This is a genomic window from Dysosmobacter sp. Phy, assembly GCF_054476235.1.
Genome location: NZ_CM136997.1, coordinates 3120052 through 3145000, shown reverse-complemented (window position 1 = coordinate 3145000; position 24949 = coordinate 3120052). Strand labels below are relative to the sequence as shown.

General features: G+C 58.0%; 32 protein-coding genes and 1 pseudogene. 29 read left to right on the top strand and 4 right to left on the bottom strand.

Annotated elements, in window-relative coordinates; translation table 11 throughout:
• Position 1 precedes the first annotated feature (1 nt).
• From ACVDHE_RS15745 to ACVDHE_RS15710, 8 genes and pseudogenes are all read left to right on the top strand, one after another.
• Positions 2-322 (top strand): TfoX/Sxy family protein, encoded by a 321-nt coding sequence (locus tag ACVDHE_RS15745; RefSeq protein ID WP_458885134.1) that lies wholly within the window; start codon positions 2-4, stop codon positions 320-322.
• A 2-nt stretch (positions 323-324) separates the two neighbouring features.
• Positions 325-951: pseudogene (locus ACVDHE_RS15740) on the top strand (GyrI-like domain-containing protein); the annotation flags it as partial.
• A gap of 21 nt (positions 952-972) precedes the next feature.
• Positions 973-1470 carry a GNAT family N-acetyltransferase gene (locus ACVDHE_RS15735; RefSeq protein ID WP_458886190.1) on the top strand — a complete coding sequence of 166 codons (498 nt, stop codon included), beginning with the start codon at positions 973-975 and terminating at the stop codon, positions 1468-1470.
• Positions 1467-1901, top strand: coding sequence for a nuclear transport factor 2 family protein (locus ACVDHE_RS15730; RefSeq protein ID WP_458885133.1), 435 nt, complete (start codon positions 1467-1469; stop codon positions 1899-1901). The genes ACVDHE_RS15735 and ACVDHE_RS15730 overlap by 4 nt, the downstream gene beginning before the upstream one ends.
• Before the next feature lie 13 nt (positions 1902-1914).
• The gene (locus ACVDHE_RS15725; RefSeq protein ID WP_458885132.1) at positions 1915-2472 is read left to right on the top strand and encodes a DUF3795 domain-containing protein; all 558 of its coding nucleotides are present in this window, start codon (positions 1915-1917) and stop codon (positions 2470-2472) included.
• 4 nt (positions 2473-2476) lie between these two features.
• On the top strand, positions 2477-2872 hold the full coding sequence (locus ACVDHE_RS15720) for an SRPBCC family protein (protein WP_458885131.1): 396 nt from the start codon (positions 2477-2479) through the stop codon (positions 2870-2872).
• A gap of 72 nt (positions 2873-2944) precedes the next feature.
• On the top strand, positions 2945-3454 hold the full coding sequence (locus ACVDHE_RS15715; RefSeq protein WP_458885130.1) for a helix-turn-helix domain-containing protein: 510 nt from the start codon (positions 2945-2947) through the stop codon (positions 3452-3454).
• Positions 3455-3579: 125 nt separating this feature from the next.
• Positions 3580-4437 (top strand): AraC family transcriptional regulator, encoded by an 858-nt coding sequence (locus tag ACVDHE_RS15710; protein ID WP_458885129.1) that lies wholly within the window; start codon positions 3580-3582, stop codon positions 4435-4437.
• Between the two features lie 84 nt (positions 4438-4521).
• Here ACVDHE_RS15710 and msrB read toward each other — a convergent pair whose 3' ends face one another.
• Positions 4522-5487, bottom strand: coding sequence for a peptide-methionine (R)-S-oxide reductase MsrB (gene msrB / locus ACVDHE_RS15705; RefSeq protein ID WP_458886189.1), 966 nt, complete (start codon positions 5485-5487; stop codon positions 4522-4524).
• A gap of 257 nt (positions 5488-5744) precedes the next feature.
• Complete coding sequence (locus ACVDHE_RS15700; RefSeq protein WP_458885128.1) at positions 5745-5897, bottom strand: hypothetical protein; 153 nt, start codon at positions 5895-5897, stop codon at positions 5745-5747.
• 265 nt (positions 5898-6162) lie between these two features.
• On the opposite strand from ACVDHE_RS15700, the gene ACVDHE_RS15695 reads away from it, so the two are divergent.
• Together ACVDHE_RS15695 and ACVDHE_RS15690 are read left to right on the top strand one after the other, a co-directional pair.
• Positions 6163-6813 carry a Crp/Fnr family transcriptional regulator gene (locus tag ACVDHE_RS15695; protein WP_325285255.1) on the top strand — a complete coding sequence of 217 codons (651 nt, stop codon included), beginning with the start codon at positions 6163-6165 and terminating at the stop codon, positions 6811-6813.
• Between the two features lie 74 nt (positions 6814-6887).
• Positions 6888-7301, top strand: coding sequence for a DUF3788 domain-containing protein (locus ACVDHE_RS15690; RefSeq protein ID WP_458885127.1), 414 nt, complete (start codon positions 6888-6890; stop codon positions 7299-7301).
• A 120-nt stretch (positions 7302-7421) separates the two neighbouring features.
• Here the strand turns inward: ACVDHE_RS15690 and ACVDHE_RS15685 are convergent, their stop codons facing one another.
• Positions 7422-8180, bottom strand: coding sequence for a MerR family transcriptional regulator (locus ACVDHE_RS15685; protein WP_458885126.1), 759 nt, complete (start codon positions 8178-8180; stop codon positions 7422-7424).
• A gap of 290 nt (positions 8181-8470) precedes the next feature.
• Between ACVDHE_RS15685 and ACVDHE_RS15680 the strand changes: the two genes are divergently transcribed.
• From ACVDHE_RS15680 to ACVDHE_RS15655, 6 genes are all read left to right on the top strand, one after another.
• Positions 8471-9154, top strand: coding sequence for a response regulator transcription factor (locus ACVDHE_RS15680; RefSeq protein WP_458885125.1), 684 nt, complete (start codon positions 8471-8473; stop codon positions 9152-9154).
• Positions 9151-10053, top strand: coding sequence for a sensor histidine kinase (locus ACVDHE_RS15675; protein ID WP_458885124.1), 903 nt, complete (start codon positions 9151-9153; stop codon positions 10051-10053). The genes ACVDHE_RS15680 and ACVDHE_RS15675 overlap by 4 nt, the downstream gene beginning before the upstream one ends.
• Before the next feature lie 27 nt (positions 10054-10080).
• Positions 10081-10812 carry a class I SAM-dependent methyltransferase gene (locus tag ACVDHE_RS15670; protein ID WP_458885123.1) on the top strand — a complete coding sequence of 244 codons (732 nt, stop codon included), beginning with the start codon at positions 10081-10083 and terminating at the stop codon, positions 10810-10812.
• A gap of 120 nt (positions 10813-10932) precedes the next feature.
• Positions 10933-11601: an ABC transporter ATP-binding protein gene (locus ACVDHE_RS15665; RefSeq protein WP_458885122.1), complete on the top strand. Its 669-nt coding sequence runs from the start codon at positions 10933-10935 to the stop codon at positions 11599-11601.
• Positions 11602-11614: 13 nt separating this feature from the next.
• Positions 11615-14266, top strand: a complete 2652-nt coding sequence (locus ACVDHE_RS15660) for an ABC transporter permease (RefSeq protein WP_458885121.1) — start codon at positions 11615-11617, stop codon at positions 14264-14266.
• Positions 14267-14385: 119 nt separating this feature from the next.
• Complete coding sequence (locus ACVDHE_RS15655; RefSeq protein WP_458885120.1) at positions 14386-14535, top strand: hypothetical protein; 150 nt, start codon at positions 14386-14388, stop codon at positions 14533-14535.
• Between the two features lie 52 nt (positions 14536-14587).
• Here ACVDHE_RS15655 and ACVDHE_RS15650 read toward each other — a convergent pair whose 3' ends face one another.
• Positions 14588-15514 carry a DDE-type integrase/transposase/recombinase gene (locus tag ACVDHE_RS15650; RefSeq protein ID WP_418724639.1) on the bottom strand — a complete coding sequence of 309 codons (927 nt, stop codon included), beginning with the start codon at positions 15512-15514 and terminating at the stop codon, positions 14588-14590.
• Positions 15515-15995: 481 nt separating this feature from the next.
• Here ACVDHE_RS15650 and ACVDHE_RS15645 point away from each other — a divergent pair, with 481 nt between their 5' ends.
• From ACVDHE_RS15645 to ACVDHE_RS15585, 13 genes are read left to right on the top strand one after another with little or no spacing between them, the layout of a single operon-like run.
• Positions 15996-17111: a hypothetical protein gene (locus ACVDHE_RS15645; RefSeq protein ID WP_458885119.1), complete on the top strand. Its 1116-nt coding sequence runs from the start codon at positions 15996-15998 to the stop codon at positions 17109-17111.
• Between the two features lie 14 nt (positions 17112-17125).
• A complete protein-coding gene (locus ACVDHE_RS15640) occupies positions 17126-18784 on the top strand; it encodes a DUF6138 family protein (protein ID WP_458885118.1) in 1659 nt (552 codons plus the stop codon).
• A 10-nt stretch (positions 18785-18794) separates the two neighbouring features.
• Positions 18795-19637 (top strand): DUF2262 domain-containing protein, encoded by an 843-nt coding sequence (locus ACVDHE_RS15635; RefSeq protein WP_458885117.1) that lies wholly within the window; start codon positions 18795-18797, stop codon positions 19635-19637.
• 31 nt (positions 19638-19668) lie between these two features.
• Complete coding sequence (locus ACVDHE_RS15630; protein WP_071432798.1) at positions 19669-19947, top strand: hypothetical protein; 279 nt, start codon at positions 19669-19671, stop codon at positions 19945-19947.
• Between the two features lie 19 nt (positions 19948-19966).
• Positions 19967-20200 carry an immunity 17 family protein gene (locus tag ACVDHE_RS15625; protein ID WP_057571441.1) on the top strand — a complete coding sequence of 78 codons (234 nt, stop codon included), beginning with the start codon at positions 19967-19969 and terminating at the stop codon, positions 20198-20200.
• A gap of 13 nt (positions 20201-20213) precedes the next feature.
• Positions 20214-20426 carry a hypothetical protein gene (locus ACVDHE_RS15620; protein WP_055270385.1) on the top strand — a complete coding sequence of 71 codons (213 nt, stop codon included), beginning with the start codon at positions 20214-20216 and terminating at the stop codon, positions 20424-20426.
• On the top strand, positions 20423-20818 hold the full coding sequence (locus ACVDHE_RS15615; RefSeq protein WP_458885116.1) for a hypothetical protein: 396 nt from the start codon (positions 20423-20425) through the stop codon (positions 20816-20818). The genes ACVDHE_RS15620 and ACVDHE_RS15615 overlap by 4 nt, the downstream gene beginning before the upstream one ends.
• Positions 20809-21396 carry a hypothetical protein gene (locus tag ACVDHE_RS15610; RefSeq protein WP_458885115.1) on the top strand — a complete coding sequence of 196 codons (588 nt, stop codon included), beginning with the start codon at positions 20809-20811 and terminating at the stop codon, positions 21394-21396. The genes ACVDHE_RS15615 and ACVDHE_RS15610 overlap by 10 nt, the downstream gene beginning before the upstream one ends.
• A 16-nt stretch (positions 21397-21412) precedes the next feature.
• Positions 21413-22492: an ankyrin repeat domain-containing protein gene (locus tag ACVDHE_RS15605; protein WP_458885114.1), complete on the top strand. Its 1080-nt coding sequence runs from the start codon at positions 21413-21415 to the stop codon at positions 22490-22492.
• 4 nt (positions 22493-22496) lie between these two features.
• Positions 22497-23117, top strand: coding sequence for a hypothetical protein (locus tag ACVDHE_RS15600; RefSeq protein ID WP_458885113.1), 621 nt, complete (start codon positions 22497-22499; stop codon positions 23115-23117).
• Positions 23118-23129: 12 nt separating this feature from the next.
• A complete protein-coding gene (locus ACVDHE_RS15595) occupies positions 23130-23720 on the top strand; it encodes a hypothetical protein (protein WP_458885112.1) in 591 nt (196 codons plus the stop codon).
• A 14-nt stretch (positions 23721-23734) separates the two neighbouring features.
• A complete protein-coding gene (locus ACVDHE_RS15590; protein ID WP_458885111.1) occupies positions 23735-24574 on the top strand; it encodes a DUF2262 domain-containing protein in 840 nt (279 codons plus the stop codon).
• Positions 24575-24584: 10 nt separating this feature from the next.
• Complete coding sequence (locus tag ACVDHE_RS15585) at positions 24585-24947, top strand: hypothetical protein (protein WP_117451378.1); 363 nt, start codon at positions 24585-24587, stop codon at positions 24945-24947.
• Positions 24948-24949: the final 2 nt, after the last annotated feature.

Below are 24949 nucleotides of genomic sequence, written 5' to 3'. Positions count from 1 at the left end.
CATGGCCTCTCATCAGGACTTTGTGGACTATGTGGCCGAGCAGCTGCGCCAGGCGGGCGCTATCCGCAGCCGGAAGATGTTCGGCGAATACGGCCTCTACTGCGATGGCGTGTTCTTTGCCGTCATCTGCGATGACCAGCTTTTCGTCAAGGTCACCCCGGCAGGCGAAGCGGCCTTTCCAAATCTGCCCAAGGCCCCGCCCTATGCGGGGGCCAATGACTACATCTGGGTGGAGGATGTGGACGACCGGGACACCTTGACCGCCCTCACCCGCCTCACCTGTCTGGCCCTCCAGGCCCAGCCCAAAAAGAGGAGGAAATGACCATGGCCTTTGACTACAAGAAGGAGTACAAGGAATTCTATCTGCCGCCCAAGGCACCGGGCATCGTCACCGTGCCTGCCATGAACTTCCTGGCGGTGCGGGGGCAGGGAGATCCCAATGAGGAAAACGGCACCTATAAGCAGGCCCTGGAGCTGCTCTATGCGGTGGCCTTCACCATCAAAATGAGCAAGCAGGGACAGCACCGACTGGAGGGCTACTTCGACTACGTGGTGCCGCCGCTGGAGGGGCTTTGGTGGCAGGAGGGCGTCCACGGGGTGGACTATGCCCGCAAGGAGGATTTCCGGTGGATCTCCCTGATCCGCCTGCCGGAGTTTGTGACGGAAGAGGCCTTTGACTGGGCCGTCCGGGAGGCGACGGAAAAGAAACAGCGGGACTTCTCTAAGGTGGAGTTCTTCCCCTGGGAGGAGGGGCTGTGCGTCCAGTGCATGCACATCGGCCCCTACGACAATGAACCAGCCACCGTGGCCTCCATGGAAGCGTTCGCCAAGGAGCGGGGCTATGTGTTTGATTTCAGCCAGGGCCGCTTCCACCACGAGATCTATTTGAGCGACGCCCGGCGGACCCAGCCGGAAAAGCTGAAAACCGTCATCCGGCAGCCCATTAAACGGACAGAACGAGGAGAAACTTCTATGGAAATCAGAAACCTTCGTAACGGCGACGATCTCTTTGCTGTCAGCCGGGTCTATGAGGAGAGTTGGCGCGGAGCATATCGCGGGCTGCTGCCCCAGGAATATTTGGACAGCCTGCCGGCGGGAAAATGGGTTCCCTATCTGGAGCAGGCAGGCCGGGAGTCTCTGCTTTTGCTGGACGGAGAAAAAATCGTTGGTACCGCCAGCTGCTGCGCCAGCCGCATCCCGGAATTGCCGGGCTGGGGAGAGATCGTTTCGCTCTATCTTCTGCCGGAATATTGGGGAAAGGGCTACGGGAAACTGCTGTTTTCTGCTGCGGTGGAACAGTTGGGGACCATGGGTTACCGGAATATCTTTTTGTGGGTGCTGGAGGGAAATCAGCGGGCCAGAACCTTTTACGAGCACATGGGGTTCCGTCCCAGCGGAACCTATGCAGATGACAAGATTGGCGGGATGCCGGTACGGGAGACGCAGTACCGCAGGGAGGACAACAGATGAGCGAAGCAGGATACAACCACCGGGAGTCACAGGTTTGCCGCTGGTTTTCCATGTGGCTGGACAAACAGGACACGGGGATCGAGGAGCTCTTCGCCCCCGACGCCGTCTACATCGAGAGCTGGGGGCCGGAGTACCACGGCAGCGGGAAGATCAAGCTGTGGTTTGACGAGTGGAACGGCCGGGGCACCGTGGAGCGGTGGGACATCCGGCAGTATTTCCACAAAGGGAGTGAGACCGTGGTGGAGTGGGCCTTCCGGTGTGCCATGAAGGACGGCACCGTCCAGAGCTTTGACGGCCTCTCCCTCATCCGCTGGAATGAAGCGAATCAGATCTGCTTTTTGCAGGAATTCGGCTGCAACGAAAACCGCTATGACCCCTACGCCCAGGGAGACACCCCGGTGTTCCGGGAGGAACAGGCGCTGTGGTTCTGAGGGAGGAAACACCATGAAAGGCTTTACCAGAGAAGAGACCCGCTTCTCCCTCTGCGGTCTGAACTGCGCCCTCTGTTCCATGCACCTGGGCGGCTATTGTCCCGGCTGCGGCGGCGGGGCGGGCAACCAAAGCTGCACCATCGCCAGGTGCTCCCTGGAGCACGGCGGGGTCCAATTTTGCTGGGAGTGCCCGGAGTACCCCTGTTCCCGCTACGACGGGTTCGACGACGGGGATTCCTTCGTGCCTCACCGGAACCGGCAGCAGGACGTCGCCCAGGCCCGTGAGGTGGGGCTGGAGACTTACCTGGTCCGGTTGGAGGAAAAGCGGGCCATCCTGGACGAACTTCTGGCAGGCTATAACGATAGACGCCGCAAGACGCTGTTCCACGCGGCGGTCTATCTCCTGCCCCTGGAGGATCTGCGCTCTGTGATGGCCGCACTGACCAGCCGCCCGGAACTGGCTGAGCAATCCATAAAGGAGCGGGCCCTGGCAGCCGTGGAACTCCTCCAGGGAGCAGCGGACCGCCGGGGCGTCAGCCTGAAGCTGAACAAGAAACCGAGGAAGGGGTGAGCGTATGCCGACTTCCAGAGTGACCGTCCAATTCCCCTGCCCGGTGGAGCGGGTGTGGCAGGTTGTGACTGACCTTGCCTACACCGCCTGGCGCAGTGACTTGGCCCGGGTGGAGGTGTTGGATGAAGCCCACTTTGTGGAGCACACCAAGAGCGGCTATGCCACACATTTTGCTGTCACGGCCTGTGAGCCTTTCCGCCGCTGGGCCTTCACCATGGAGAACAGCAACATGTCCGGCTCCTGGGAAGGCATCTTTGAGTCGGCGGAGGGCGGCACCCGGCTCCACTGCACCGAAACTGTCCATGCCAAGAACTGGTGGATGCGCCCCTTCGTCCCCGGCTATCTGAGGCGGCAGCAGAGGTTATATCTGGACGATCTGCGGAAAGAACTGCTGAAATGAGCCGTGTTACTCTGCGTTGCTTGCGGCAACGGGCCGCTTTCCCTACAATGGGGCCGAAAGGAGTGATCCCTCATGTTAAGCGAAAACATCAAAGCCATCCGGAAATCCAAGGGTCTTTCTCAGCAGGAGCTGGCGGTCAAGGTGAACGTGGTGCGGCAGACCGTCTCCAAATGGGAGCAGGGTCTGTCCGTCCCGGACTCCGATCTGCTCATCGCCCTGTCGGAGGCTCTGGAAACACCCGTCAGCACCCTGCTGGGGGAGACGGTGACAGAGACAGAGGTGGATACCGTCAAATCCCTCTCGGAAAAGCTGGAGGTCATCAATTTGCAGCTGGCCCGGAGAAAGGCTATGCGGCGTTCGGCCCTCCACTGGGGGCTCATCGCGGTGTGCGTGGGTATTCTGGCCGTCGCCGCAGTCCTGACGGTGGTGAACAGCCCCTACCTGGGCTGGGATTACAGCGCCCCGGAGACCGCCGTCATAGCCGTGGCCGTCCATGCCTTTGAATGGGCCTTTGTCCGCCTGGCGCCCTTTGCTCTGATCGCGGCGCTGGTGGGCGTGTTCCTGACACGGAAAAAGGCATAGGACATGTTTTGGGAGCGTGCAAAGCTGAACAGTGCGATCCGTACCACCAGACAAATATGAGCATGGAAAATCGGGCAGAGTCCGTTGCTTTCCGATATGCTGAATCCAGAAGGACGGTGTGACCATTGGATTGGGTAACAAGCATTCATCAGGCGATCCAGTATATCGAGGAACATCTCCGGGAGGAGCTGACCATCCGGGAAATTGCGCAGCAGGCGGCTTTATCCCCCTTTTACTTTCAGAAGGGCTTTGCTATGCTGTGCGGCATGACAGTGGGCGACTACATTCGCCAGCGCCGGCTCTCCGCCGCCGGGCTGGAGGTCCTCGCGATGGACCGGAAGATCATCGACATCGCACTGGAGTTTGGCTACGATTCGCCGGACAGCTTCACCAAAGCCTTTACCCGCTTCCATGGTCTCACACCTGCCGCACTGCGAAAAAGCGGAGGCGCGGTCCGTTCCTTTGCTCCGCTTCGGATCAAAGTGACATTGGAAGGTGGTCAAAGCATGGATTGTAAGATTATGAAAAAAGAGGCATTTACGGTACTCTGCCGGGCAAAAACCTTCAAGTATGAGGATGCGGTGGTCCAGGTCCCCCAGTTCTGGACAGAGCATTTCAGCACAGGCGGAGGCAAGGTGGTGTGCGGCATGTACGGCATCAACCTGGACGAGAGCATGGGCGGCAATGAGTTTGAATATCTCATCGCCGACAACTACGATCCCGCCAGGGAAATCCCGGACGGCTTCACCACCCGTACCATCCCGGCACACACCTGGGCGGTTTTCCCCTGCACCGGCCGGATGCCTCAGGCGCTCCAGGGACTGAACCAGCAGATCTTTTCCCAGTGGCTGCCCACGAACCCCGACTATAAGATCGCGGCCGGTATCAATGTGGAGCTGTACAGCGATGCCAGCAAATTTGAAAACGGAACCCAGGACCAGGACTACTACTGTGAGATCTGGATCCCGGTGGAAAAGAAGTAACTTCCTGCGAAACACAAGTTTATCCACTCTGACGAGAAACCCGGCATATGCTTGACGCACATGCCGGGTTTCTCATAAAGCAGCCTATTTTTTAAATAAATCCAACAGATACCCGTAGCCCTCAGCCTCCATTTTGGCGTAGGGGATGAAGCGCAGGGAGGCGCTGTTGATGCAGTAGCGCACGCCGTTGGGAGACTCCGGGTCGCCGGTGAACACATGGCCCAGGTGAGAGTCCCCGGCCCGGCTCCGGACCTCAGTGCGGTGCATCCCGTGGCTGTCGTCCGGGAGCTCCACCACGGCGGGCTGCTCGATGGGCTTGGAAAAGGCGGGCCAGCCGCAGCCGCTCTCGAATTTATCCGTGGAGGAGAACAGCGGCTCGCCGGTAACCACATCCACATAGATGCCCTTCTCAAACTGGTCCCAAAACTCGTTGGCAAAGGGCCGCTCCGTGCCGCTGCCCTGCGTGACGCGGTACTGCTCGGCGGTCAGCTTGTCCCGGATGGCCCCCGCCGCGGGTTTGCGGTAGTCGCCGGGGTCGATGCGCAGCTGGGAGAAGAGCTTCATCTCCTCCAGGGGGATGTGGCAGTAGCCGCCGGGGTTCTTGGCCAGATAGTCCTGGTGGTAGTCCTCCGCCGGGTAGAAATTCACCAGCGGGCCGATCTCCACGAAAAACGCCCGGCTGCGGCTGCGCTCCATGTCCGCGATGCGCTCCACCGTCTCCCTGGCCGCGTCGTTGGTGTAGTAGACGCCGGTTTGGTACTGGCTGCCGATGTCGTTGCCCTGACGGTTTTCCACCGTGGGGTCGATGACGTAGAAGTAAGCCAGCAGCAAAGCGTCCAGACTGACCTGTTCCGGGTCGTACTCCACCCGCACCGTCTCCCGGAAGGCAGTGTTTCCGGCGCACACCGCAGAATAGTTGGCGTCGGCCTGACCGGTGCCGTTGGCGTAGCCGCTCTGGGCGTCGATCACGCCGGGGATGGACTGCATAAGGGCCTCGATGCCCCAGAAGCAGCCTCCTGCCAGATAAATGACGTTTTCCGCCGTATCCATGAAAAACTCCTCCTCTTCAGACTGTATGGAAGGGTGCTCGATTTGCGCGGTTTGATCGGCTCCTGTCTCCGGCGGCCCGCCGGGGGCGGTGGTGCAGCCGCTCAGCAGCAGCGCCGAAACGGTCAGAAGAGAGAACCATTTTCTGCCCATGCTTCTATGACCTCCTGAAAAAGCGCCGGACCCGGATCGTTCCCGGGTCCGGCGCGCTGCAAAGCCTTGATTGTGTCTGCTTTCGGGGTGACGGCAGGCCCGGGAGCTCATCCCTTCCGATAGCCGCACTTGGGGCTCACGCCGTTCTCGTTCAGTGCGATGCCGCACAGGGGGCAGCGGTCGATCTGACTGTGGGTCTCGAACTCCGCCGAGGCCGCGTTGACGCCGCTGGTGAAGGTGATCTTGGAGATGCTTCTCATATGAAAAACCTCCTTGCAAGATGATGAACAGTGCCAAGTGCCGGTCTCTATGGAAAGCCGCCGCGGCGCTGCGCCGGGCTCGATACATTATATTTATGATACGGAAACGGTGGGATTTTGTCTGTGATGTGATCACTCTGGGGGAGATCCCGCAAAAAAAATCTGCCGGACGGGGACGGCAAACATTTGTGAACTCCCGCTTCAACGCGGTTGACAGTCGCTGCGCTTGTCCCGTATACTGAGGACACTGTGAGGAGGACGCAGCATGAGTTTTCAGACCTACTTCCCCATCTGGGACCAACTTCAACCCCACCAGCAGAGGCGTCTCCTGGCCTCCCTGACCAATCAGGCCGTGGAGCGGGGTACGCTCCTGCGGGGCGGCAGTACGGACTGCACTGGGGTTTTGCTGATCCGGACCGGACAGCTGCGGGCCTTTGTCTACTCGGAAGAGGGGCGGGAGATCACCATTTATCGCCTGTTTGAGGGGGATTTGTGCCTGTTCTGCGCTCCCTGCCTCATCCGCTCTATCCAGTTTGATGTGACCATTCAGGCGGAAAAGGACACCGAGTTCTGGAGCATCCCGTCGGGAGTCTACCAGCAGCTCATGTCTGAGTCCACAGCGGTGTCCAATTACACCAACGAGCTGGTGGCCAGTCGGTTTTCTGAGGTCATGAGCCGGATGGAGCAGTTTATGTGGAAGAGTATGGACAAACGGGTGGCCGCCTTTTTGCTGCAGGAGGCCGCCATTGAGGGGGCCTGCGAGTTGCGGATCACCCACGAGACCATCGCCAACCACCTGGGCTCCCACCGGGAGGTGATCACCCGCACCCTGCGGGAGTTCCAGAGCGCGGGCTTGGTGAAACTGTCCCGGGGCATGGTAGCCATCCTGGACAAGGAAAAGCTGGAGACTCTGTGAACATAACCGCCGCAGGCATCTAAGGAAACCATCCTGAGGCGTTTCCTGGCAACCGCAGGGAGGAGGTGAGTGCCGTGCTTGATATGGTTCCGAATGCGGAGCAGATGATAACTTTGGTGGGAGAACCTTTATATGAGATTTGGACCCGGTTATGTGCTCTGATTGACGCATCATATAGCATGGAGCGTCTGTGGAGCAGCGGTGGAAAAGCCTGGGTCTACGAGTACAAATACCGGCGGGGCGGCAAGACTTTGTGCGCGCTGTACGCGAGAGAAAACTGCATCGGATTCATGATCATCCTGGGAAAAGACGAGCGTTTGAAATTTGAAACAAACAAAGCACAGTACTCCAAAGAAGTACAGAGGATTTACGACGAGGCAAAGACTTATCATGATGGGAAGTGGCTGATGTTCCAGCCGACGGACACCTCATTGTTTGAAGAGTTTATGAGCCTGCTGTCCATCAAAAGAAAACCGAACAGAAAATAAAAAGGGCTGCTTGGGAGGCCGGGGAGACGGGACTGAGGGCTTTTCCACTCAAGTGGAACTGCATAATCGGCTGAAATCAGAACAAACAGGCCCCGGCTTTTGCCGGGGCCTGTTTGTTCTCTATTTTGCCCAGTGAACCACAGCATCCCGCAGGAAACGGGCGCAGCCGGGAAGGCGCTTATCGTAGTAGGCGGTAAACCGCTCGTCCATCACATAGAGCTCCGCAATCCCCCGGTGCCTAGCCGGGTCGTATCGGTTTCCGGTGAGTGTGAGCCACCGGCGGTGGAGGGCACAGATTTCCTTGCCCTCCTGGCTCTCCGGAGAGAGGCCGGCTTGGACGGCGGCCTCCAGCCGCTCCTGGATCTCCCGGCCCAGGTCCGTCCACTCCTGATATTGTTCCCGGGTCAGGTTCATCACTGCGGCGTTGGCCTCGTCCACCTCTTGATCGCCGTACTTGGCGCGGATCTCCGCTCCATAAACTTCCTCGTTATGGGCTACTGCCCGCTGCTTGAACGCCTCAAATTTCTGCTCGTCGCTCATGATCTCGTTCCTTTCTTCCGCTCCGATGGTGTCTCTCACCGACCGGATGAGCTGTTCCAGCCGCTCCCGCTCCGCCTCCAGCGCGGCCAGGTGACTGCGCAGAGCGGCCAGACGGTCAAAGGAGGGATCGTCCAGACATTTCTTGATCCGCGCCAGCTCCACCCCGAGGGTCCGGTAATAGAGAATATCCTGCAGCCGGTCCACCTCCGCCTTGCCATAGTAGCGGTAGCCGCTCTCCGCCACCCGGCTGGGCTTCAGCAGGCCGATCTGGTCGTACCAGCGCAGGGTGCGGGTGGTCACCCCGGACAGGCGCGACAGCTCCTGAATGGAATATTCCATAGACATCCCTCCCTGAAAATAGGATATCAGTTGACGCAGCGTCAGAGTCAAGGGGGAATTTCGCGCTTGAAAGAGCCTCTGCCGCACCGGCTTTTCCGGGGTTCATCCCGAATGAGGACCGGCCCGGAAAGCGCGCTTTTTCTCGCTGCCGGCCGCGGCAGGAAGATTTTATCACGGCTCCTCGTGTCCGGCAACCGATTCCCATATGCCAAAGCCGAAACGTGTGCTATAATAAACAATCAAAACTCCCTTGCGCTGCAAGCGGAAACAACAAACGATGGGGAGCGAGTATGAAACGGATTTTTCTTTTGGAAGACGATAAGACCCTGGGGCGGGGGATCGCCATGGCTCTGACTGGGGCGGAGGCGTCTGTCGTCTGCCGGCCCAGCCTGGAAAAGGCCCGGGAGGCGCTGGAGCAAGAGCGGTTCGAGCTACTGATCCTGGACGTCAATCTTCCCGACGGCAGCGGGCTGGACCTTCTGCGCCAGGTGCGGGCGGAGGGCAATGCCGCGCCGGTGATCCTGCTCACCGCCAATGATCTGGAGCTGGATGAGGTGACCGGTCTGGAGGCCGGGGCGGACGACTATATCACCAAGCCCTTCTCTCTGGCCGTACTCCGGGCCCGGGTGAACGCACAGCTCCGACGGGGTGCGCCCAAGGCATCCTCTGCGCTGTCCGTTGGCCCCTTTATCTTCGATTTTGTCCGGATGGACTTTCGCCGTAACGGCAGGCCCGTAGAGCTGTCAAAGACTGAGCAGAGGCTGCTGCGGGTGCTGGTGGAGAATCGGGGCCATGCCGTGCCCCGGGCCGTGCTGGTGGACCGGGTATGGACGGACGGCGCGGAATTCGTGGAGGAAAACGCCCTGTCCGTCACAGTCAAGCGGCTGCGGAGCAAACTGGAGGCCGATCCCGCCAGGCCGGAATATCTGAAAACGGTGTACGGCATCGGCTACACCTGGGAGGCGGCGCCATGACGGGACAGATCATAGCGGGAGGGGCCCTTCTGCTGGCCCTGGCCGTGGTCGGCTATGACCGCTGGCGGACTGTCCGCACCATCCGGCGTCTGGACGACATGCTCACTGCGGCCTTGGACGGCAGCTTTTCCGAAAAGACCTTTGACGAAAGCCGCCTCTCCGCGCTGGAGAGCCGATTGGCCCGGTACCTGACGGCCAGCGCCCTGTCCGAGCGAAATGTGCGGGAGCAAAAGGATCAAATCAGCGCCCTCATTTCCGACATCTCCCACCAGACCAAGACCCCGGTGTCCAATCTCCAGCTTTATGCCCAGCTGCTCTCGGAGCAGCCTCTCACCCCCCAGGGAAAGGACTGCGCCGCTGCCATCTCCGCCCAGGCGGACAAGCTCCAGACCCTCATCGAGGCTCTGGTCAAGACCTCCAGGTTGGAGACCGGAATTCTGGCCCTCCACCCTCAGCCCGGGGGGCTTTCCGCAGTGGTGGAGCGCTCTGCCGCCCAGTATGCGCCCAAAGCCACAGAAAAAGGCATCACTCTGACTGTCCGGCAGACAGAAGGCTTCGCCGTCTTTGATGCCAAGTGGACGGAGGAGGCGGTGTGCAATCTGCTGGACAACGCCGTCAAGTACACCCCGTCCGGCGGGGCCGTGACGGTGGAGGTCAAAAACTATGAGCTGTTCTCCGCCGTCCGGGTGAGCGATACCGGCCCGGGCATTTCCGAGGCGGAGCAGGCCAAAATTTTCGGACGGTTTTACCGCGCCCAGGGAGCCTGGCAAACCGAGGGCGTAGGCATCGGTCTCTACCTCACCCGGCAGATTGCGGAAAAACAGGGGGGCTACGTGAAGGCGGAGAGCATGCCCGGGGTGGGAAGCGCATTTTCGCTCTATATTCCCCGGGAGGCATAGGATCACAGCGCGCAGGAGGATTATACCGTGAGAAATGAATATGAAAATGAGGCGTTTTTCCAGCAATATGCCCAGATGTCCCGCAGCCGGGAGGGACTTTCCGCAGCAGGGGAGTGGCATCAGCTCAAGCCCCTTTTCCCCCCGCTGGAGGGAAAGTCTGTGCTGGATCTGGGCTGCGGCTACGGGTGGCACTGCCGGTTTGCTGTGGAGCAGGGGGCCCGGAAGGTGCTGGGCCTTGATTTAAGTCAAAAAATGATTGAGGAAGCCAAACGACGCAACCGTGGGGAAGGCATCCTCTACCGGGTGTGTGGGATCGAGGAATATGAGTATCCGGAGGCCGCATGGGACTGCGTGGTCTCCAATCTGGCGCTGCACTATATCGAGGACCTGAGCGCCATTTTTGAAAATGTTCATCGGACGCTGAAGAAAAACGGAATCTTTCTCATCAACATCGAGCATCCGGTCTTTACCTCCGGCGTGGGACAGGATTGGGCCTATAGTGCGGACGGAAAACCGTTATATTGGCCCATCGACCAGTATTTTATACCCGGGGAGCGCCTTACTCACTTCCTGGGCTGCGAGGTCCGCAAACAGCACCATACGCTTACCCAGATCCTGATGGGGCTGCTACGCAGCGGCTTTGTACTGGAAGCCGTGGAAGAGGCAAAGCCTTCTGAGGAAATGCTGGATATTCCCGGCATGCGGGACGAGCTGCGCCGTCCCATGATGCTGCTGGTGCGGGCAAAAGCGGTGCATTGACGGAGCCGGACCGGACTTCTTTCAAAACTGTCACATTCTTGAAAGGACCAGGACAGATTCTCATGTTAAAGTCTGTATTGTCAAAAGACGGTACAGACTTTTTCTTTGGAGGAACATCGTATGACGATTCTTGAGACCCGTGATCTGAAAAAATATTACGGCGCCGGGGATACCCAGGTAAAGGCCCTGGACGGCGTGGATCTGAGCGTGGAGCAGGGGGAGTTTGTGGCCATTGTGGGCACCTCCGGCTCCGGCAAGTCCACGCTGCTCCATATGCTGGGCGGGCTGGACCGGCCCACCTCCGGCACCGTCACCGTGGACGGCAAGGATATCTTCGCCCTGAAGGACGAGGCCCTGACCATTTTCCGCCGCCGCAAAGTCGGCTTTGTGTTCCAGTCCTACAACCTGGTGCCGGTGCTCAGCGTGTGGGAGAACATCGTTCTGCCCATTCAGCTGGACGGGGCCAGAGTGGACGAGGCCTATGTGCAGGAGGTCATTGCCGCTCTGGGCTTGGAGAAGAAGCTCCGGAGCCTGCCGGGCCAGCTCTCCGGCGGTCAGCAGCAGCGGGTTGCCATCGCACGGGCCCTGGCAACGAAACCCGCCATCCTCCTGGCCGACGAGCCCACCGGCAACCTGGACAGCCGGACCAGCCAGGATGTGCTGGGGCTCATGAAAGTGACGGGGCAGAAGTTTGCCCAGACCATGGTGATGATTACCCACAACGAGGAGATCGCCCAGATGGCCGACCGCATCGTCCGCATCGAGGACGGGCGGATCGTGGCGCGGTAAGGGGGCGAAGGACATGAACGTCTCCAACCGGGGCTGCATCCGCCGCCTGAGCCTGCGCACCCTTCTCGCCAGCCGCACCCGGAACATCGTGGCGGTGCTGGCCATCGCCCTGACGGCGGTGCTCTTCACCTCTCTTTTTACCATCGCCCTCTCCATCAATGAGGGCATCCAGCAGAACAACTTCCGTCAGGCCGGAGGGTGGGCCCACGGTACGTTCAAATATCTGACGGAGGAGCAGTTTGAGGAGTTGAAGGACGATCCTCTCATCGACCAGTGGGGCCTGCGCCGTTTTTTAGGTGTGCCCACAGAGGTTCCCTTCAACAAATCTCATGTGGAGATCGGCTACTCCGATGCGAATGAGGCCCACTGGAGCTACTGCGATCCGGTGGAAGGCCGTCTGCCCCAGGAGGGCACCGACGAGGCGGCCACCGACACCCATGTGCTGGCGCTGCTGGGAGTGGAGCCGGTACTCGGCGCAGAATTCACCGTTACCTTTGATGTGGATGGCCATACCACCACCCAGACCTTTACCTTGAGCGGGTGGTGGGAGTACGACGAGGCCATCGTGGCCAACCACATCCTGATCCCTGAGAGCCGGGTGGATGCGGTGCTGGCCGAGGTGGGCGTCACCCCGCCAGGCAGCGACGGCATGACCGGCAGCTGGAATTTGGACGTGATGCTGAAAAACGGCGCCCGCTCCATTGCCAAGGACCTCGATCAAATTTTGGAAAACCACGGCTATCAGAGCGAGATCGCCGGGGAGTACATTGCTCTGGGTGTCAACTGGGGCTACACCGGGGCACAGCTCTCGGACAAGCTGGACCCTGCCGTGGCGGCTATCATCGTGGGAGTGCTGCTCCTCATCCTGCTCACCGGGTATCTCATCATCTACAATGTGTTCCAGATCTCCGTGGCGGGGGATATCCGCTTCTACGGCCTGCTGAAAACCATTGGCACCACGCCCCGGCAGCTCCGGCGGATCATCCGCAACCAGGCCCTGCTCCTCTCCCTCGTCGGCATCCCTGTCGGTCTGCTGTTGGGCTGGCTGCTGGGGGGTGTGCTCACGCCGGTCATTACCGCACAGCTCAACGCCGTGACCACGGTGGTCTCTGTCAGCCCGCTTCTCTTTGCGGGGGCGGCCGTCTTTGCCCTGGTGACGGTGCTCATTTCCTGCCGCCGTCCCGGCCGCCTGGCGGGCAAGGTGTCCCCGGTGGAGGCGGTGCGCTACACCGAGGGCAAGGCCCTAAACCGGAAAGAGAAGCGCCGTGGCAAGGACGTGTCCCTGCTGTCTTTGGCTGCGGCCAATCTGGGCCGCAGCCGGGGAAAGACTTTTCTCACGGTGCTGTCCCTGACCCTGGCCGTGGTGCTGCTGACTGCAACGGTGACCTTTGCGGGCGGCTTTGATATGGACAAATATGTGGCTAACTTCACCGCCAGCGACTTTATCCTGGCCGACGCGGGCCAGTTCCAGACCGGCGGAGATTCGTTTAACGACGAGATGGGAGTACCGGAGGAGGTGATCGACGCCGTAAGTGCCCAGAGCGGCATTACGGAGAGCGCCCGCATTTATGGCAAAACCGGCCCGGCGCTGGAGTTTGTCACTGAGAAATACTACCGCTCCGTGCAGAGCCGCTGGAATACCCCGGAGCAGCTGGACAGCATGGTGGCCTTCATGGACCGCAATGAGGACGGCCTGCTGGCCGATCGGGTACAGCTCTACGGCATGGAGTCCTTCGCGCTCAGTCATCTGACGGTGCTGGAAGGGGATCTTTCAAAACTGGGCGATCCTGACGGGAATTATGTCGCCGCTGTATACAGCGACGATGACTATGGAAATCCGGATATGGACAGCCATTGGGCCCGGCTGGGCGATACGGTGACCATCCGATATGTGGAGGAGAGCGAATACTACAATCCCATCACCGGGGAAGTGTTCGGCTCCTTTGAGAATGTGCCGGAAGGCGTCCCTTACACGGACCGGGCAGTCAAGTACCGGGACGTGGACTACACCGTGGCGGCCCTGGTGATGGTGCCCTACGCCTTCTCCTACCGCTACTATGGCGCCGACGAGTTCGTCATGGGAGCGGAGACCTTCCTCCGGGACACCGGGACCGATTCCGTCATGTACTACGCCTTCGACACTACGGAGGAGGCCAACGCCGCTATGGAGGCATTCCTCAAGGACTACACGGGGAATGTGGTCCCCCAGTTTGACTACGAGAGCAAGACCATCTATGCCGGGGAGTTTGAGAGCACCCGACAGATGTTCCTGCTGCTGGGCGGCGCTCTGAGCTTCATCGTGGGTCTGGTGGGGGTGCTGAACTTCTTCAACGCCATCCTCACCGGCATCACCGCCCGCCGCCGGGAGCTGGCGGTGCTCCAGTCCATCGGCATGACGGGGCGGCAGCTGCGGACCATGCTGGCCCTGGAGGGACTGTTCTATACCCTGGGCGCCGCCCTCCTGGCTCTGGCGCTGATCGTGGTCACGGCCCCCTTTGTGGGCCCCGGCCTCAACAGACTGATCTGGTTTTTCACATACCGCTTTACCGTCTGGCCCATCGCTGTGGTGCTGCCCCTGTTCGGGGCGCTGGGTATTCTCATCCCGCTGTTCAGCTGCCGTGCGGCCCAGCGCCATTCCGTGGTGGAGCGCCTGCGGCAGGAATAAAGCGCAGAGCCAAAGACAACAGCCATTCGCAGGCGGCAGCTGCTTGCGGATGGCTGGTTCTATTGTGCCCGCCTTGCGTTATCCCGCAGGGCTTGGCTGCGGAGCGACAGACGGTTCGGATGTTCCTGGAAAAGGAACTTGAACATGGCTGCGGAGAAAATGCACATTGCTTAAATAAACAGAATTCAGGAGTGGGAACAAAGAAGAAAGCCTCAAAACTCAGGGGAGTGGGCGGTCAGGCCAATGTGGAAGGGGGAAAACGGTCGTGATCAGCGGACTATCTGCGGGAAGTAGCTTTGCCGAGGGAAATTTGTAGGTTTGTCAAACATATTGGACGGCGAACTCTAAGGGGGAACACCAGTTGAGGGGCCTCATGGGGAAGTTGTTGGAGCGGCGGTTGTGAACGGCGAGCTGCTTTGCGAAGTCATCCAGGGAATAAAAGCTGTGGCAGGAATAGAAGCGTTTCTGGTCCTCACGGTGGCTGCGCTCCACCTTGCCGTTGTGGCGTGGGGTATAGGGACGGATGAGCTTGTGGCGGATGCCAAGCTCGGCGGCAGTTTTCTCAAATAGGGAAGGGCTGTCTTGTCTACCTGTGAGGAAGCGGTTGGTAAACTCTGGGCCATTGTCGGTCTGGACGCATTCCACCCGGATGCCCCGGCGGGCATACCAGCGGACCAGCTTTCTTAGAAAATCAGCGGAGGAAAAGGTGGACTGCTCGGGATAGGCGGCCAGGAAGCGCAGACGGGTAAACTCGTCAATAGCGGTGTACTGGAACAGGCGCAGCTCCGGGTCGGCGACGCAGCGGCGGGGCACCACCTTCACATCCACCTGGACACGCTGGCCGGGATAGGTCATCTGCTGGTAGGGCTTTGGCTTGTATGCTTTCTTCTTCTCGGCCGCAGGAAACAACCCCAGCTTGCGCATGACACGGAACAGGCTCTCCGGGCGGCGGGTATAGCCCCGCTGCCGCAACCGGTGCCACAGCTCCACCATGCCAAGGTTGGGATTCCTGCGGCGCAGGTCCCGGATCAGCTTCAGCTCCGCCTGTGTGTGCTGGTTGGGATGGTGGTGGGGCCGCCGGGACTGGCAGGCCAGGGATCCCGGTGTACCATCCCAGCGGTTCTTCCAGAAGTAGATGTACGACCGGCTTTTGTTGTACTTCCGGCTGGCTTTAGCTACTCCATATTTCTCCGCGTACTTCATCAGGGATTGCCTGTATGCCATGTCCTGTGTTATACTCTTGCTCATGAAGGATATGGCCCCCTCTCGTTCAGTTGTTGTCTGCAACTCCAACTTTAACCGATGAGGCCTTATCCTTCATCCTTTTTTATTCACTTGTCCAATATGTATTGTAGTCCTACAGGGAAGTAGCTTTGCCGAGGGAAATTTTAGTTGATAATTCCTATGGAATTAGGTATGATAGAAGAGAACGATTCGATCCTGTTAATGGAAAGAGGGGTCGCCAAGCTTACATGTATCACATTACTGAAAGTGTACGTTGTACATGTTGAAGTAGATGGGATACAGCCAGAAGATTTTTGGAGATGTACAGCAATCAATTAGGAATTACTTTGTTTTTATATAAAAAATGGATTTTATCTGAGGAGGAGACCACATCTGGCAGTGGATGTGGCTTCTTTCTCGCGGACTTTTCACGCCTTGCGTCAGCCTGTCCAAGTGACAGGGTGCCGCAGGGCGTTTTTCTATCTTTGGAAAGGAGCCATAGAATATGAGCCTGCAATACACCTGCCCTGGCTGTGGGACCCCCTTGGGCTATGAGGGATTGTGCTGGAAATGTAAATCTGAACAGGAGCGGAAGGCTGCTCTTGCCTGGACACCGGAACAAATCACAGAGAAGCAGAGAAACCTGATACAGAACATCCAGAGGCTGGCTGATATGGAGGACCCGGAGTTTACCGACTTCTGGCAGCTGCTGGGGTACCGGGATGCCATCGCCCCGGAGATCCAGCGGGCGGCACTGGCCGCAGAGGTGTTCTGGCCCTGTGAGATCTATTTCCATGCTCCCGCCGATGTGCGGGATGGCCTGATTTATGCGCTGTTGTCCGCGGAAGATTCCTGCGAGGCCTCCAACCTGATGAGCTGCCTTGCTATGCAGGGAGATGACAAGGCAATGGAGACTCTGCTGGAGTTGGAGAGAAATCCCCGGCCCTGGCGCAAGGGCCTCTATGTGGACCCATCCAGCTATGCGCAGATCGGAGGCTGGACCTTTGACAAGGAGGGCCAGAGAATCCAATTGGGCTTTGACACCTGCTTTTCCTTGGTCAAAAGAACCACCGGCGAGAAATCTCGCGTCCGCATTGGCCGGGCACGGGAGGACACCTGCCCCCACTGCGGCGGACGCATGGTGGATATACTGGTATTGGACGGCCGGGATGAGCGGCTGAAGTTCCTGGGGCTGGACGGTATCCTGACCGCCGCCTGCTGCCCCAGCTGCGTGGGATTCCTCAAAGGCCCCGCCTTCAACCGGTTCACTCTGGATGGCGGCGTGGAGGTCTTCCCCTCCGAACTCTTTGACGGAGCGGAGAAGACGGATTGCTATGTCAGTCCCGAGGACTACAAGGCCCTCACGGAAAATCCCTTTGTGCTGGGCAAGATGCCTGTGCCCCTGTTTTACGGCGCGGCCTGTCAGGATGTGAACACCATCGGCGGCTTTGCCAACTGGGTACAGGACGCGGAATACACCGCCTGCCCCCACTGCGGAAAGCCCATGAAATACCTGGCTCAGATCCAGTGGGATACGGTGTTTGACTGCGCGGAGGGCACGCTCTACATCGAGTTCTGCCCGGACTGCCAGATTGTATCCATGCAGCACCAGCAGACCTGAGAGGAGACCTTACCATGAGTTTGCCAAAGCGTGACGGCGTGCATGACCGCTACTATCTGATCCATAAGCCGGATACTTCCCCGGAGGTGCTGGCGGAGGCGGATCTCTGCATTCAGGATGTGCTCAGCGGCCCCGCCCGTGAAAATCACTCCGCCTACCCGACCGTGGTGCGAAATCATAACGGGACACCGTTTCTTCCGAATCAGCTGCTGGAGCGGTATCTGACCGGGCTGCCTTTGAAGGGATTTCCCTATGAGGAAGCGGTTATATTCTGCGACGCCATGCGGCGGCTGGTGGGCTGGCAGGAGATCCGCTATGCGTTGGAGAAGTACATAGAAAAGCAGGTGCAGGAACGCTACTTCCTTGTAGGAGAGCGTGAAGATGGGTTTACCGTCTTTCCACCCTGCACAGTGCGGCCGGAATTGCAAACGGAAGATGTAGACGAAGGGCTGCTGCGATTTGCCTGCTATGTGGCGGTCTGCCATACAGTGTATGGGCAGAGTTTTGAATCCCTCACCACCGAACACATCCTCGGCCTGGTTTCCCAGATCCGTCCTGACATGGTAAAGGAACTGAAAACCAATGGCAGCGGCAAATTGCCACCTAATATCCAAAAGCGGAAAACAAAGCACCTGACCGCCTCGGCCAACGACGCTTTCGCCACCATCCGTATCACCGCGAGGGACTGCACCGAGGGGTGCTGTGATGAGGCGCTGAGCTACCTGGTGGAGGTGCTGGAGCAGCCGGAGTTCCCCCGCAGCTACTCCATCGAGTTTCGCGGACCGGAGAAGATCTACCTGCCCATCCCAGGGCTGCCAAAGAAGGGCGTCCATCAGCTCTTTGCCTGTGCAGTGCGGTACCCCCGACTCCATGTCCGAATGGAGAATTATGCTCGGCTGGCCATGCAGGAGGACGAGTGGTACAACAACCTCTCTGATGAGTCCTGCGCTATGCCTGGCACCTTTGCCGTGTTCGCCCTGGGACTGGAAGGGCCGAAGTGGTGGCGGCTGGTGTGCGATTACCTGGATCGCTGTGATGACGAGCACTCCTCTTTACAGGAAAAGTATATTCACGCCTTTTTTAAGAAGTACGGGTTTACTGCTCAGTCCCTGCCGGTGCTGGTCCACGGTGTCCAGTCCATGCAAAATCTGAAGCCCGCAAAGGAGTTCCGCACTCTGATCGCCAATGAGGAGAGCCTGGATGCGCTACTGGAGATCAAGGGGCATCTGGAATATTACCTGGCTGTGTTCGCTCTGGGGTTGGAAGGGCCGAAGTGGTGGCGGCTGGTGTGTGATTATATGGATCGCTGCGATGACGAGCACTCCTCGCTGCAGGAAAAGTTTATTCACACCTTTTTCAAGCAGTACGGGTTTACTGCCCAGTCCCTGCCGGTGCTGGTCCACGGTGTCCAGTCCATGCAGAATCTGGAGCCCGCAAAGGAGTTCTGCACTTTGATCGCCAACAAGGAGAGTCTGGATGCTCAGCTGGAAATCAAAGGGCAACTGGAATATTACCTGTCGGAAGAATCCGGCAGCAACAAAAGGGCGCTGGCCTACCTGTGGCGTGATGTGCTCTGGGCCATCTGGGGCAAAGACTCCGAAAACGGCGGCAGCAAGGTCATCAAGACGGCGCCCAAGGAACTGAAAGAGAAGTACCAGCAAGTATTTGCATAAGGAGAACGCCATGAAAAAGAGAACGGTCAAGGACTTTATTGCCCTGTACGCCCCGGAAGATGAGGAAAAACTGGTACTGATTCAGGACGGTGTCAGCGCGGACAAAACCTTTCTGGATACCTACTGGGCGGCGCATACCCATGCCCTCGCCATGGCGGATGTCCAGACCGGACAGGCAATCTCCGGTCGATGCTACCTGAGCTGGCCGCTGACGGACAAGGAGCGGGAAGCCGGCGAATATTCCAAGCGGTTTGCCAAGGGCCAGATCTACCGGATCAAAGCCCACGGCTGGAAAGGTGATGCCCTCTACGAACCTCAGTGGTATGTCACTGAGGTACTGGAGGAAGGCGTACCCTGTCCGGCACTGGAGGAGATTTGGGCGGAATACACAAAGCCCATTCTTCTGGAGGACGAAGTGCTGGGAACCCTCACGCTGGATCGTGAGATGAGCATATTCGAGGGGACCTGTAAGTGGATGGGAAAAGAAGTCCGGATCTCGTTGGATGTGGAGATTGAAAAGAAAGCGTCCTGGACCCGTGTCACCAATGTGATGAAGAAACTGGTGGCAGACCAGGAAACCTGGGATAAGTCCCTGCGAGCGATGGCTGCCCAGAAGCTCACCGCTCAGGCCAACGAATGGCTGGCGGACAATGACCAGGCCGACCGTGACCCGGAAAAAGACCCCATCACTGAGGATGAGTTTGCCCGGCGCATCCTCCTCACCGAGTTTACAGTATCTCCCGGCGGCCGTTTTACCGCCTGGTATGAGGACGACGATATGTTCTGGGGCCATGTGATCACTGTGGATGGAACACTGAAAAAAGGCCCTGTTGACGCTGATATACAGGGCTGACAACAACCGTTTACAGGAGGAGGCATCAATTATGTGCGAGCACTGCCGAAACATTCAAACATGGAGAAAATTTGATGCCCCCAAGGACTACCTGGCCTGTATTGCCTATATCCAGCAGTTGGTGGAACAAGGCGAATTTGAACTGATAGCAGAGGAATCCACCTGTCCGCTGGAGAAGGTAAAGACTGAGGATGGATGGACAGACGAAATTATGGCTCACATGATTAGGTGCAAGCACTGCGGCCAGATCTTCACCTGCGTAGTCAACACATGGCGAGGCAGTGGACACTTCAAAAAAGGCAAAGGATGACTGGAAGGAGGAAACCTAAATGAACAGCGAGCAGATCACAGCTTTTTTGCAGGAACATTGGTATATTGCCTCAGTGATCATTGGGGGCGTGATTTTGATTGGAGCGATCCGCAACTGGAACTGGCTTTGCGACCCCACCGGGACACGGGATGCCTACCGCCACAGCAGAGGATACCGGCGGGTGGTTTTCTTCCTGCTTGGTGTCCTTCTGATCGTGGTGAGCATCTGGGGATTTGTGCTGAAATTGCAATAAAAGGAGCGATCCCATGACCCAAGAAGAACAGATCCGCCTCTATCGGCTGATGGAAAAGCTCAACTGGTTTTTCCACCAAGAGATGCACTACCTGGATCGGGAGACGGCAGAAAAGACTGCACGAGAGTGTTACCCGGAGATTCGGGATTTTACATACGACATTTTATGGAACGACCTGCCCAAAGAGGTCCAGGAGCAGCTCATGGACGAGGAGGAATCCCTGTGAGTACGCTGATTTGCTCTTTTGATGGCCTGCACGACAACAGAGTCCTTCGCTACTGCGCTGACTTTGAAGCCCACACCCTGCACATGGATACCCAGACCGAGACCGGAGAGAAAGTATCCGTTCGCTTTACCGGCCTGCTGGCCCACTGGTTTGAAAATGTGGTCCAGGACAACATCCTCTTCGGCATGGATGAGATCACCGTGGACGGTTTTTTTGAACAGTACAAAGACCTGCTGGGCGGGACCAGTTCTTATGGCTTTCCCGCCTGCTGCAGCATCGAGGAACTGCGAAAGCGCATGGACCGGGAGCACATCCGGGTATTTGTCATCGACTCTTCCCTTGGACTGTGTGGATTTGTACTGGCTCAGGAGGTGGAACTGCAATGTCCATAACTGCCTATAAAGTGGAAGCCGTCGGTCATGACCGAACCGGCGAAGACTATGGCTATGTAAATATCATGTACCGCTATGGCAACAAGCAGTCCTGTCCTCGGCTGGATCAATGTGAAAAGATAGAGGTCATGTGGGCGGATGAGAGCGTCTACGGGCCGCCTGCCCCTGGCAGCAAGGTGGGCGACTTTATAAAGACATGGCTGATGGGCTCCTGGGACTGCGGAGTATTTACCCACCGGGAGATTGCCCAGCGGCTCATGGATACCTTCACCGGTCTGCAGCTCAAGGAACTGGCGTGGTTTGAGAACCCCAGAGAAAAGACTCTGAAAAATGGTAAGCCGCGTGCGCGCCGGGCCAAGTGGCTGCCGGAGCGAGAGGTTGATCTGGTGTATCTCTACTCCGACTACTATATTGACGCAAGAGAACCTGCTTCTGCCCAAACCGACTTCTTCACCGTCACAAGGATGGATGCCTGGGGCGTGAGCACCTGGTTCATGTGTACCCCGGAGGCCGCCGGGAAACTGATTGCTATGGATTACGACAATCTGGCCGTCAAGGAAACCACCATTGTAGGATAGAGAAAGTAGGTGCCTTATGTACCAAATTGCATATATTGGCCGCTGGGAGACCCTCCCGGAAACGGCTGCCGCCATCTGTGACCATGATACTCCCAAGCTGGAGGCGCTGCTCCAGGGCGGTCTGGATTTGGATGTTCCCATCCAACTCAGCGAATACATCAAGCTGATGCCATTGGAGATCGCGGTTTTTCAGAATGATGTGCCCATGATCCACTTCCTGCTGGAGCATGGAGCTGATCCCGGTTTGGCAGAGGAACAGCCCCTGCTGCTCACCGCCGCCCGCTGTTGCGGGCCGGAGGTGGTGACGCTCTTTGCTGGACAGGCCGCAAAACTCAGCCCGAAGCAAAAAGAGCGGGCCTTTCAGGAAGTGCGCTGGGGGCAGCGAGCGGAGAATATCCAGGTGCTGGAGCAAGCCGGGATCACAGTGGACAAGTTTGGCGGCGAGGCATTCCGGGCGGCGGTGTCCGATGGACAGGCCGAGCTTGCCAAACTGCTGCTGGAAAAAGGGGCGGACATCAATTACCACAAGCCGGACATGGTGTTCCCTTACGCCTCCACCCCTGTCACCGAGGCCGCCCGCTCAAACAATTTCCCCATGGTGCGCTGGCTGGTGGAACAGGGGGCGGACATCACCCTTGCTGACAAATATGGCGACCGGCCTTACACCGTGGCGGTGCAGAACAAGAATCAGGAGCTGGCCGACTACCTGAAAGCCCTGGAACCGGAGGAATGGCACAACGAGCAGGAGAAGCTCCGGCAGCTCATGCCCTACAAGCTGCCTGCCAAGCTGGTGGAATACTTGAAGACCGGCCCCCTGCGGCTGGAGTTCCCGGATCAGGAATGGGTGAAGTGGGTGGAGCTCTACTCCTTCATGGATGTGCAGGAGATGACCTGGAAACGGAAGAAGCTGCTCTCCCTGATGGTGCAGATGGACAACTACAGCGACTATCTGCTGCTGTGGAGCCCCAGGGACAAGAAGCTATGGTATCTGGACATCGAGCATGAGGAATTCCACCCTCTGGCCAAATGGGATGACTTCATCGCAGATCCCGGCCGGTATCTGAACGGGATGATTGAGGGCGAGTTTGAGGAGTAAAGCCATGACATCAATAGACTTTCTGAACAAGGTACATAAAAGCCTGGACTCGCAGGAATATAGCCTCTCTTATTCTCCAGCCAAGTCCAAGAATTATATGCTGTACTGCAATGGCAACTTCATCGGCGGCCTGTTCGATGAGGAACTGTGCTTCGTCTACGCCGACAGCGTGAGTGAGCTGTTGGGACAGCCGGAACCCGTCTATCGCGGATACTCCAGCACCGCCCAGCACAGGATGCTGGTGATCCCGGAGGAACACTGGGCGAAGGCGCTGAAACTGCTCTATGCTGAGAAATTTGACTGGAGCCGTTTGGTGTACGACATCACATACACCAGCATTGGTGCGGCTGTGGTGGAGGACTTCTACGACGAGAATGTGGTATTCCTGCGCTTCTGCTTTGAAAAGGAACTGCTGAAAAAGAACCCTCTGGACCGGCAGGGCCGTATCCTGCGGATGGTCTATCTCAATCAGGATCTGACAACAACGGGCAAATATCTTTTCCCCAGACTGATACAGAAGTTCCTTGGTTTTACAGATCGAGGCGGGAAAAGCAGTCTGGAAACCATGCTGAAACGGTGGTACACTGCGCTGGAGAAGGAGTACCGCAGCCAAACAGCAGGATAAGGAGGCGGCAACATGACAGAGAAGAACAGAACCTACATCACCCATCTCAAGGTCGCTGATGTCCCGTGGCACCGGCTCACCACCGCCTATGGCCGGGGGACGGATTTTCCCGCACACCTGACAGTGCTGGAGCAGATGCGTGATTTGGCGTCCGTCAAAAAGTCCCTCTACGAGCTCACCACTAACATGGAGCACCAGAGTACCCTTTGGCACGCCACCCCCTTTGGCATGGTGTTCCTGAACCGGATTCTGGAGAAAGCCCTCGCAGAGAGCGGGCAGAACCCCGCAGCCCATTTCCTGGCTGGGGAACTGCTGGACTTCTTTGCCTGCATCCTCCAGTGTTTCCATGATGGAGATAAGATGGAACACGCCGAGGCGCTGCCGCTGTTCTCCGATCTGCTGAAGGAAGAATACCTGTGGTCGGAGGAATACGACGAGGAAGAAGATGAGATGCGCTACGAGGAGGACGAGGTCTTCCCCGATGACCTGTTCTACAGCTTCTATTACTACTCCTGGCAAGCGGTGAAAGCCTACCAGGATGTATTAGAGCAAGTCCCGGCAGAGTTTGCCAAGCCCGCTGCCGAGGTGCTGGAACTGCTGTAAAGGAGGCTACACCGATGTTTGAAGAATTCTATGAGATGTACGAGCCCGAGGAGCAGGAAGTGGTCGCTCTGATCAATCGCTGCATTGGGGGCGGATTTAACTGGAAAGGCAACTTTTGGGAAATGACCGTTGTGACGCTGGGTATCATGTTCTGTGACACCGGCAAGGTCAGCACCAAAGAGGAGCGACTGGATTGGCCGGTCACCGAGGAGGAACGCAATAGCGACAAGGGCTGGGGTCGCTTTGGCAAGGAGCAGATCTGTCGCCTGAAGATCCGCCGGATGAAAGAAGAACGGGCAAAAGATCTGGTGGTGCGCCCCTGGTGTATCTCCGAGATAGTCAATGCCCATGAGGACTGCCCGGAACTTCAGGCCGTTCTGGACGAGTACCACAAGCCGGTGGTGATCCAGGACCAGGTGCTGGGAGAACTGACACTGGACAAGGACTATGATACCTTCGAGGGCGAAATCCAGTGGTGCGGAAAGGATGTGAGCCTTTCTCTGGAGGTCAATGCTGAGAGCAAGCCATCCTGGACCCGTGCCCGCAGCGCCGCCAAGAAGCTGCTGGCCGACTGTGAAACCTGGGACAAAGCCATGCGGGAGCTTGCAGCAAAGAACCTGACCGAACTGGCTAACAACTGGCTTTCCCAGGATGAGGAAAACTCCCGCGATCCGGAAACAGACCCCATCACAGAGGAAGAACTCACCCGGCGGATCAGCCTGACGAGCCTGTCCGTCACCTCCGGCGGCAGTTTCACCGCCTGGTTTGACTGCGACGAGATGTTCACCGACCATGCGGTGACGGTCTACGGCTCCTTGAAAAAGGGCCTCAAAACTGCCAATATTGAGGGGTAAGGAGACGCCTATGAAACTGCATGAGTACTGGCTTGGGCTGCATCCCCTTGATTGGGAATTTTGCTTTATGCCAGTGCAAACCTATAAAAACTTCATCACAGAGCAGTATCATAAAAACCCCGCTTTTTACAATATATCAGCGGGTTCTATTGAGAAGGTATTGGCACACATTGACGCCATTTTATCTGCGGCCATGGAGGATTGGAATAAGACCACGAACCATGCTGCCCTGCGTTGCCCCCCAATGATTTTTCCTCTCCCAAGGGGACAGGAGAGCAATGTAGCGGATTTTGCTGTCATTCTCAAAATGGATAATGACGGAGACACCGTAGTCTATTCGCCAATTCCATTACCCCATTTGGAAAACCAATAAGG

Bases quoted from the DNA above. Each gene is read 5' to 3' on its own strand.
- ACVDHE_RS15720 (WP_458885131.1), top strand. From the start codon at position 2,477: ATGCCGACTTCCAGAGTGACCGTCCAATTCCCCTGCCCGGTGGAGCGG.
- ACVDHE_RS15630 (WP_071432798.1), top strand. From the start codon at position 19,669: ATGTGCGAGCACTGCCGAAACATTCAAACATGGAGAAAATTTGATGCC.
- ACVDHE_RS15685 (WP_458885126.1), bottom strand. From the start codon at position 8,180: ATGGAATATTCCATTCAGGAGCTGTCGCGCCTGTCCGGGGTGACCACC.
- ACVDHE_RS15650 (WP_418724639.1), bottom strand. From the start codon at position 15,514: ATGAGCAAGAGTATAACACAGGACATGGCATACAGGCAATCCCTGATG.
- ACVDHE_RS15645 (WP_458885119.1), top strand. From the start codon at position 15,996: ATGAGCCTGCAATACACCTGCCCTGGCTGTGGGACCCCCTTGGGCTAT.
- ACVDHE_RS15745 (WP_458885134.1), top strand. From the start codon at position 2: ATGGCCTCTCATCAGGACTTTGTGGACTATGTGGCCGAGCAGCTGCGC.
- ACVDHE_RS15730 (WP_458885133.1), top strand. From the start codon at position 1,467: ATGAGCGAAGCAGGATACAACCACCGGGAGTCACAGGTTTGCCGCTGG.
- ACVDHE_RS15610 (WP_458885115.1), top strand. From the start codon at position 20,809: ATGTCCATAACTGCCTATAAAGTGGAAGCCGTCGGTCATGACCGAACC.
- ACVDHE_RS15620 (WP_055270385.1), top strand. From the start codon at position 20,214: ATGACCCAAGAAGAACAGATCCGCCTCTATCGGCTGATGGAAAAGCTC.
- ACVDHE_RS15715 (WP_458885130.1), top strand. From the start codon at position 2,945: ATGTTAAGCGAAAACATCAAAGCCATCCGGAAATCCAAGGGTCTTTCT.
- ACVDHE_RS15665 (WP_458885122.1), top strand. From the start codon at position 10,933: ATGACGATTCTTGAGACCCGTGATCTGAAAAAATATTACGGCGCCGGG.
- ACVDHE_RS15640 (WP_458885118.1), top strand. From the start codon at position 17,126: ATGAGTTTGCCAAAGCGTGACGGCGTGCATGACCGCTACTATCTGATC.
- ACVDHE_RS15735 (WP_458886190.1), top strand. From the start codon at position 973: ATGGAAATCAGAAACCTTCGTAACGGCGACGATCTCTTTGCTGTCAGC.
- ACVDHE_RS15590 (WP_458885111.1), top strand. From the start codon at position 23,735: ATGTTTGAAGAATTCTATGAGATGTACGAGCCCGAGGAGCAGGAAGTG.
- ACVDHE_RS15725 (WP_458885132.1), top strand. From the start codon at position 1,915: ATGAAAGGCTTTACCAGAGAAGAGACCCGCTTCTCCCTCTGCGGTCTG.
- ACVDHE_RS15660 (WP_458885121.1), top strand. From the start codon at position 11,615: ATGAACGTCTCCAACCGGGGCTGCATCCGCCGCCTGAGCCTGCGCACC.
- ACVDHE_RS15675 (WP_458885124.1), top strand. From the start codon at position 9,151: ATGACGGGACAGATCATAGCGGGAGGGGCCCTTCTGCTGGCCCTGGCC.
- ACVDHE_RS15625 (WP_057571441.1), top strand. From the start codon at position 19,967: ATGAACAGCGAGCAGATCACAGCTTTTTTGCAGGAACATTGGTATATT.
- ACVDHE_RS15655 (WP_458885120.1), top strand. From the start codon at position 14,386: ATGTTCCTGGAAAAGGAACTTGAACATGGCTGCGGAGAAAATGCACAT.
- ACVDHE_RS15595 (WP_458885112.1), top strand. From the start codon at position 23,130: ATGACAGAGAAGAACAGAACCTACATCACCCATCTCAAGGTCGCTGAT.
- msrB (WP_458886189.1), bottom strand. From the start codon at position 5,487: ATGGATACGGCGGAAAACGTCATTTATCTGGCAGGAGGCTGCTTCTGG.
- ACVDHE_RS15600 (WP_458885113.1), top strand. From the start codon at position 22,497: ATGACATCAATAGACTTTCTGAACAAGGTACATAAAAGCCTGGACTCG.
- ACVDHE_RS15635 (WP_458885117.1), top strand. From the start codon at position 18,795: ATGAAAAAGAGAACGGTCAAGGACTTTATTGCCCTGTACGCCCCGGAA.
- ACVDHE_RS15695 (WP_325285255.1), top strand. From the start codon at position 6,163: ATGAGTTTTCAGACCTACTTCCCCATCTGGGACCAACTTCAACCCCAC.
- ACVDHE_RS15680 (WP_458885125.1), top strand. From the start codon at position 8,471: ATGAAACGGATTTTTCTTTTGGAAGACGATAAGACCCTGGGGCGGGGG.
- ACVDHE_RS15700 (WP_458885128.1), bottom strand. From the start codon at position 5,897: ATGAGAAGCATCTCCAAGATCACCTTCACCAGCGGCGTCAACGCGGCC.
- ACVDHE_RS15585 (WP_117451378.1), top strand. From the start codon at position 24,585: ATGAAACTGCATGAGTACTGGCTTGGGCTGCATCCCCTTGATTGGGAA.
- ACVDHE_RS15605 (WP_458885114.1), top strand. From the start codon at position 21,413: ATGTACCAAATTGCATATATTGGCCGCTGGGAGACCCTCCCGGAAACG.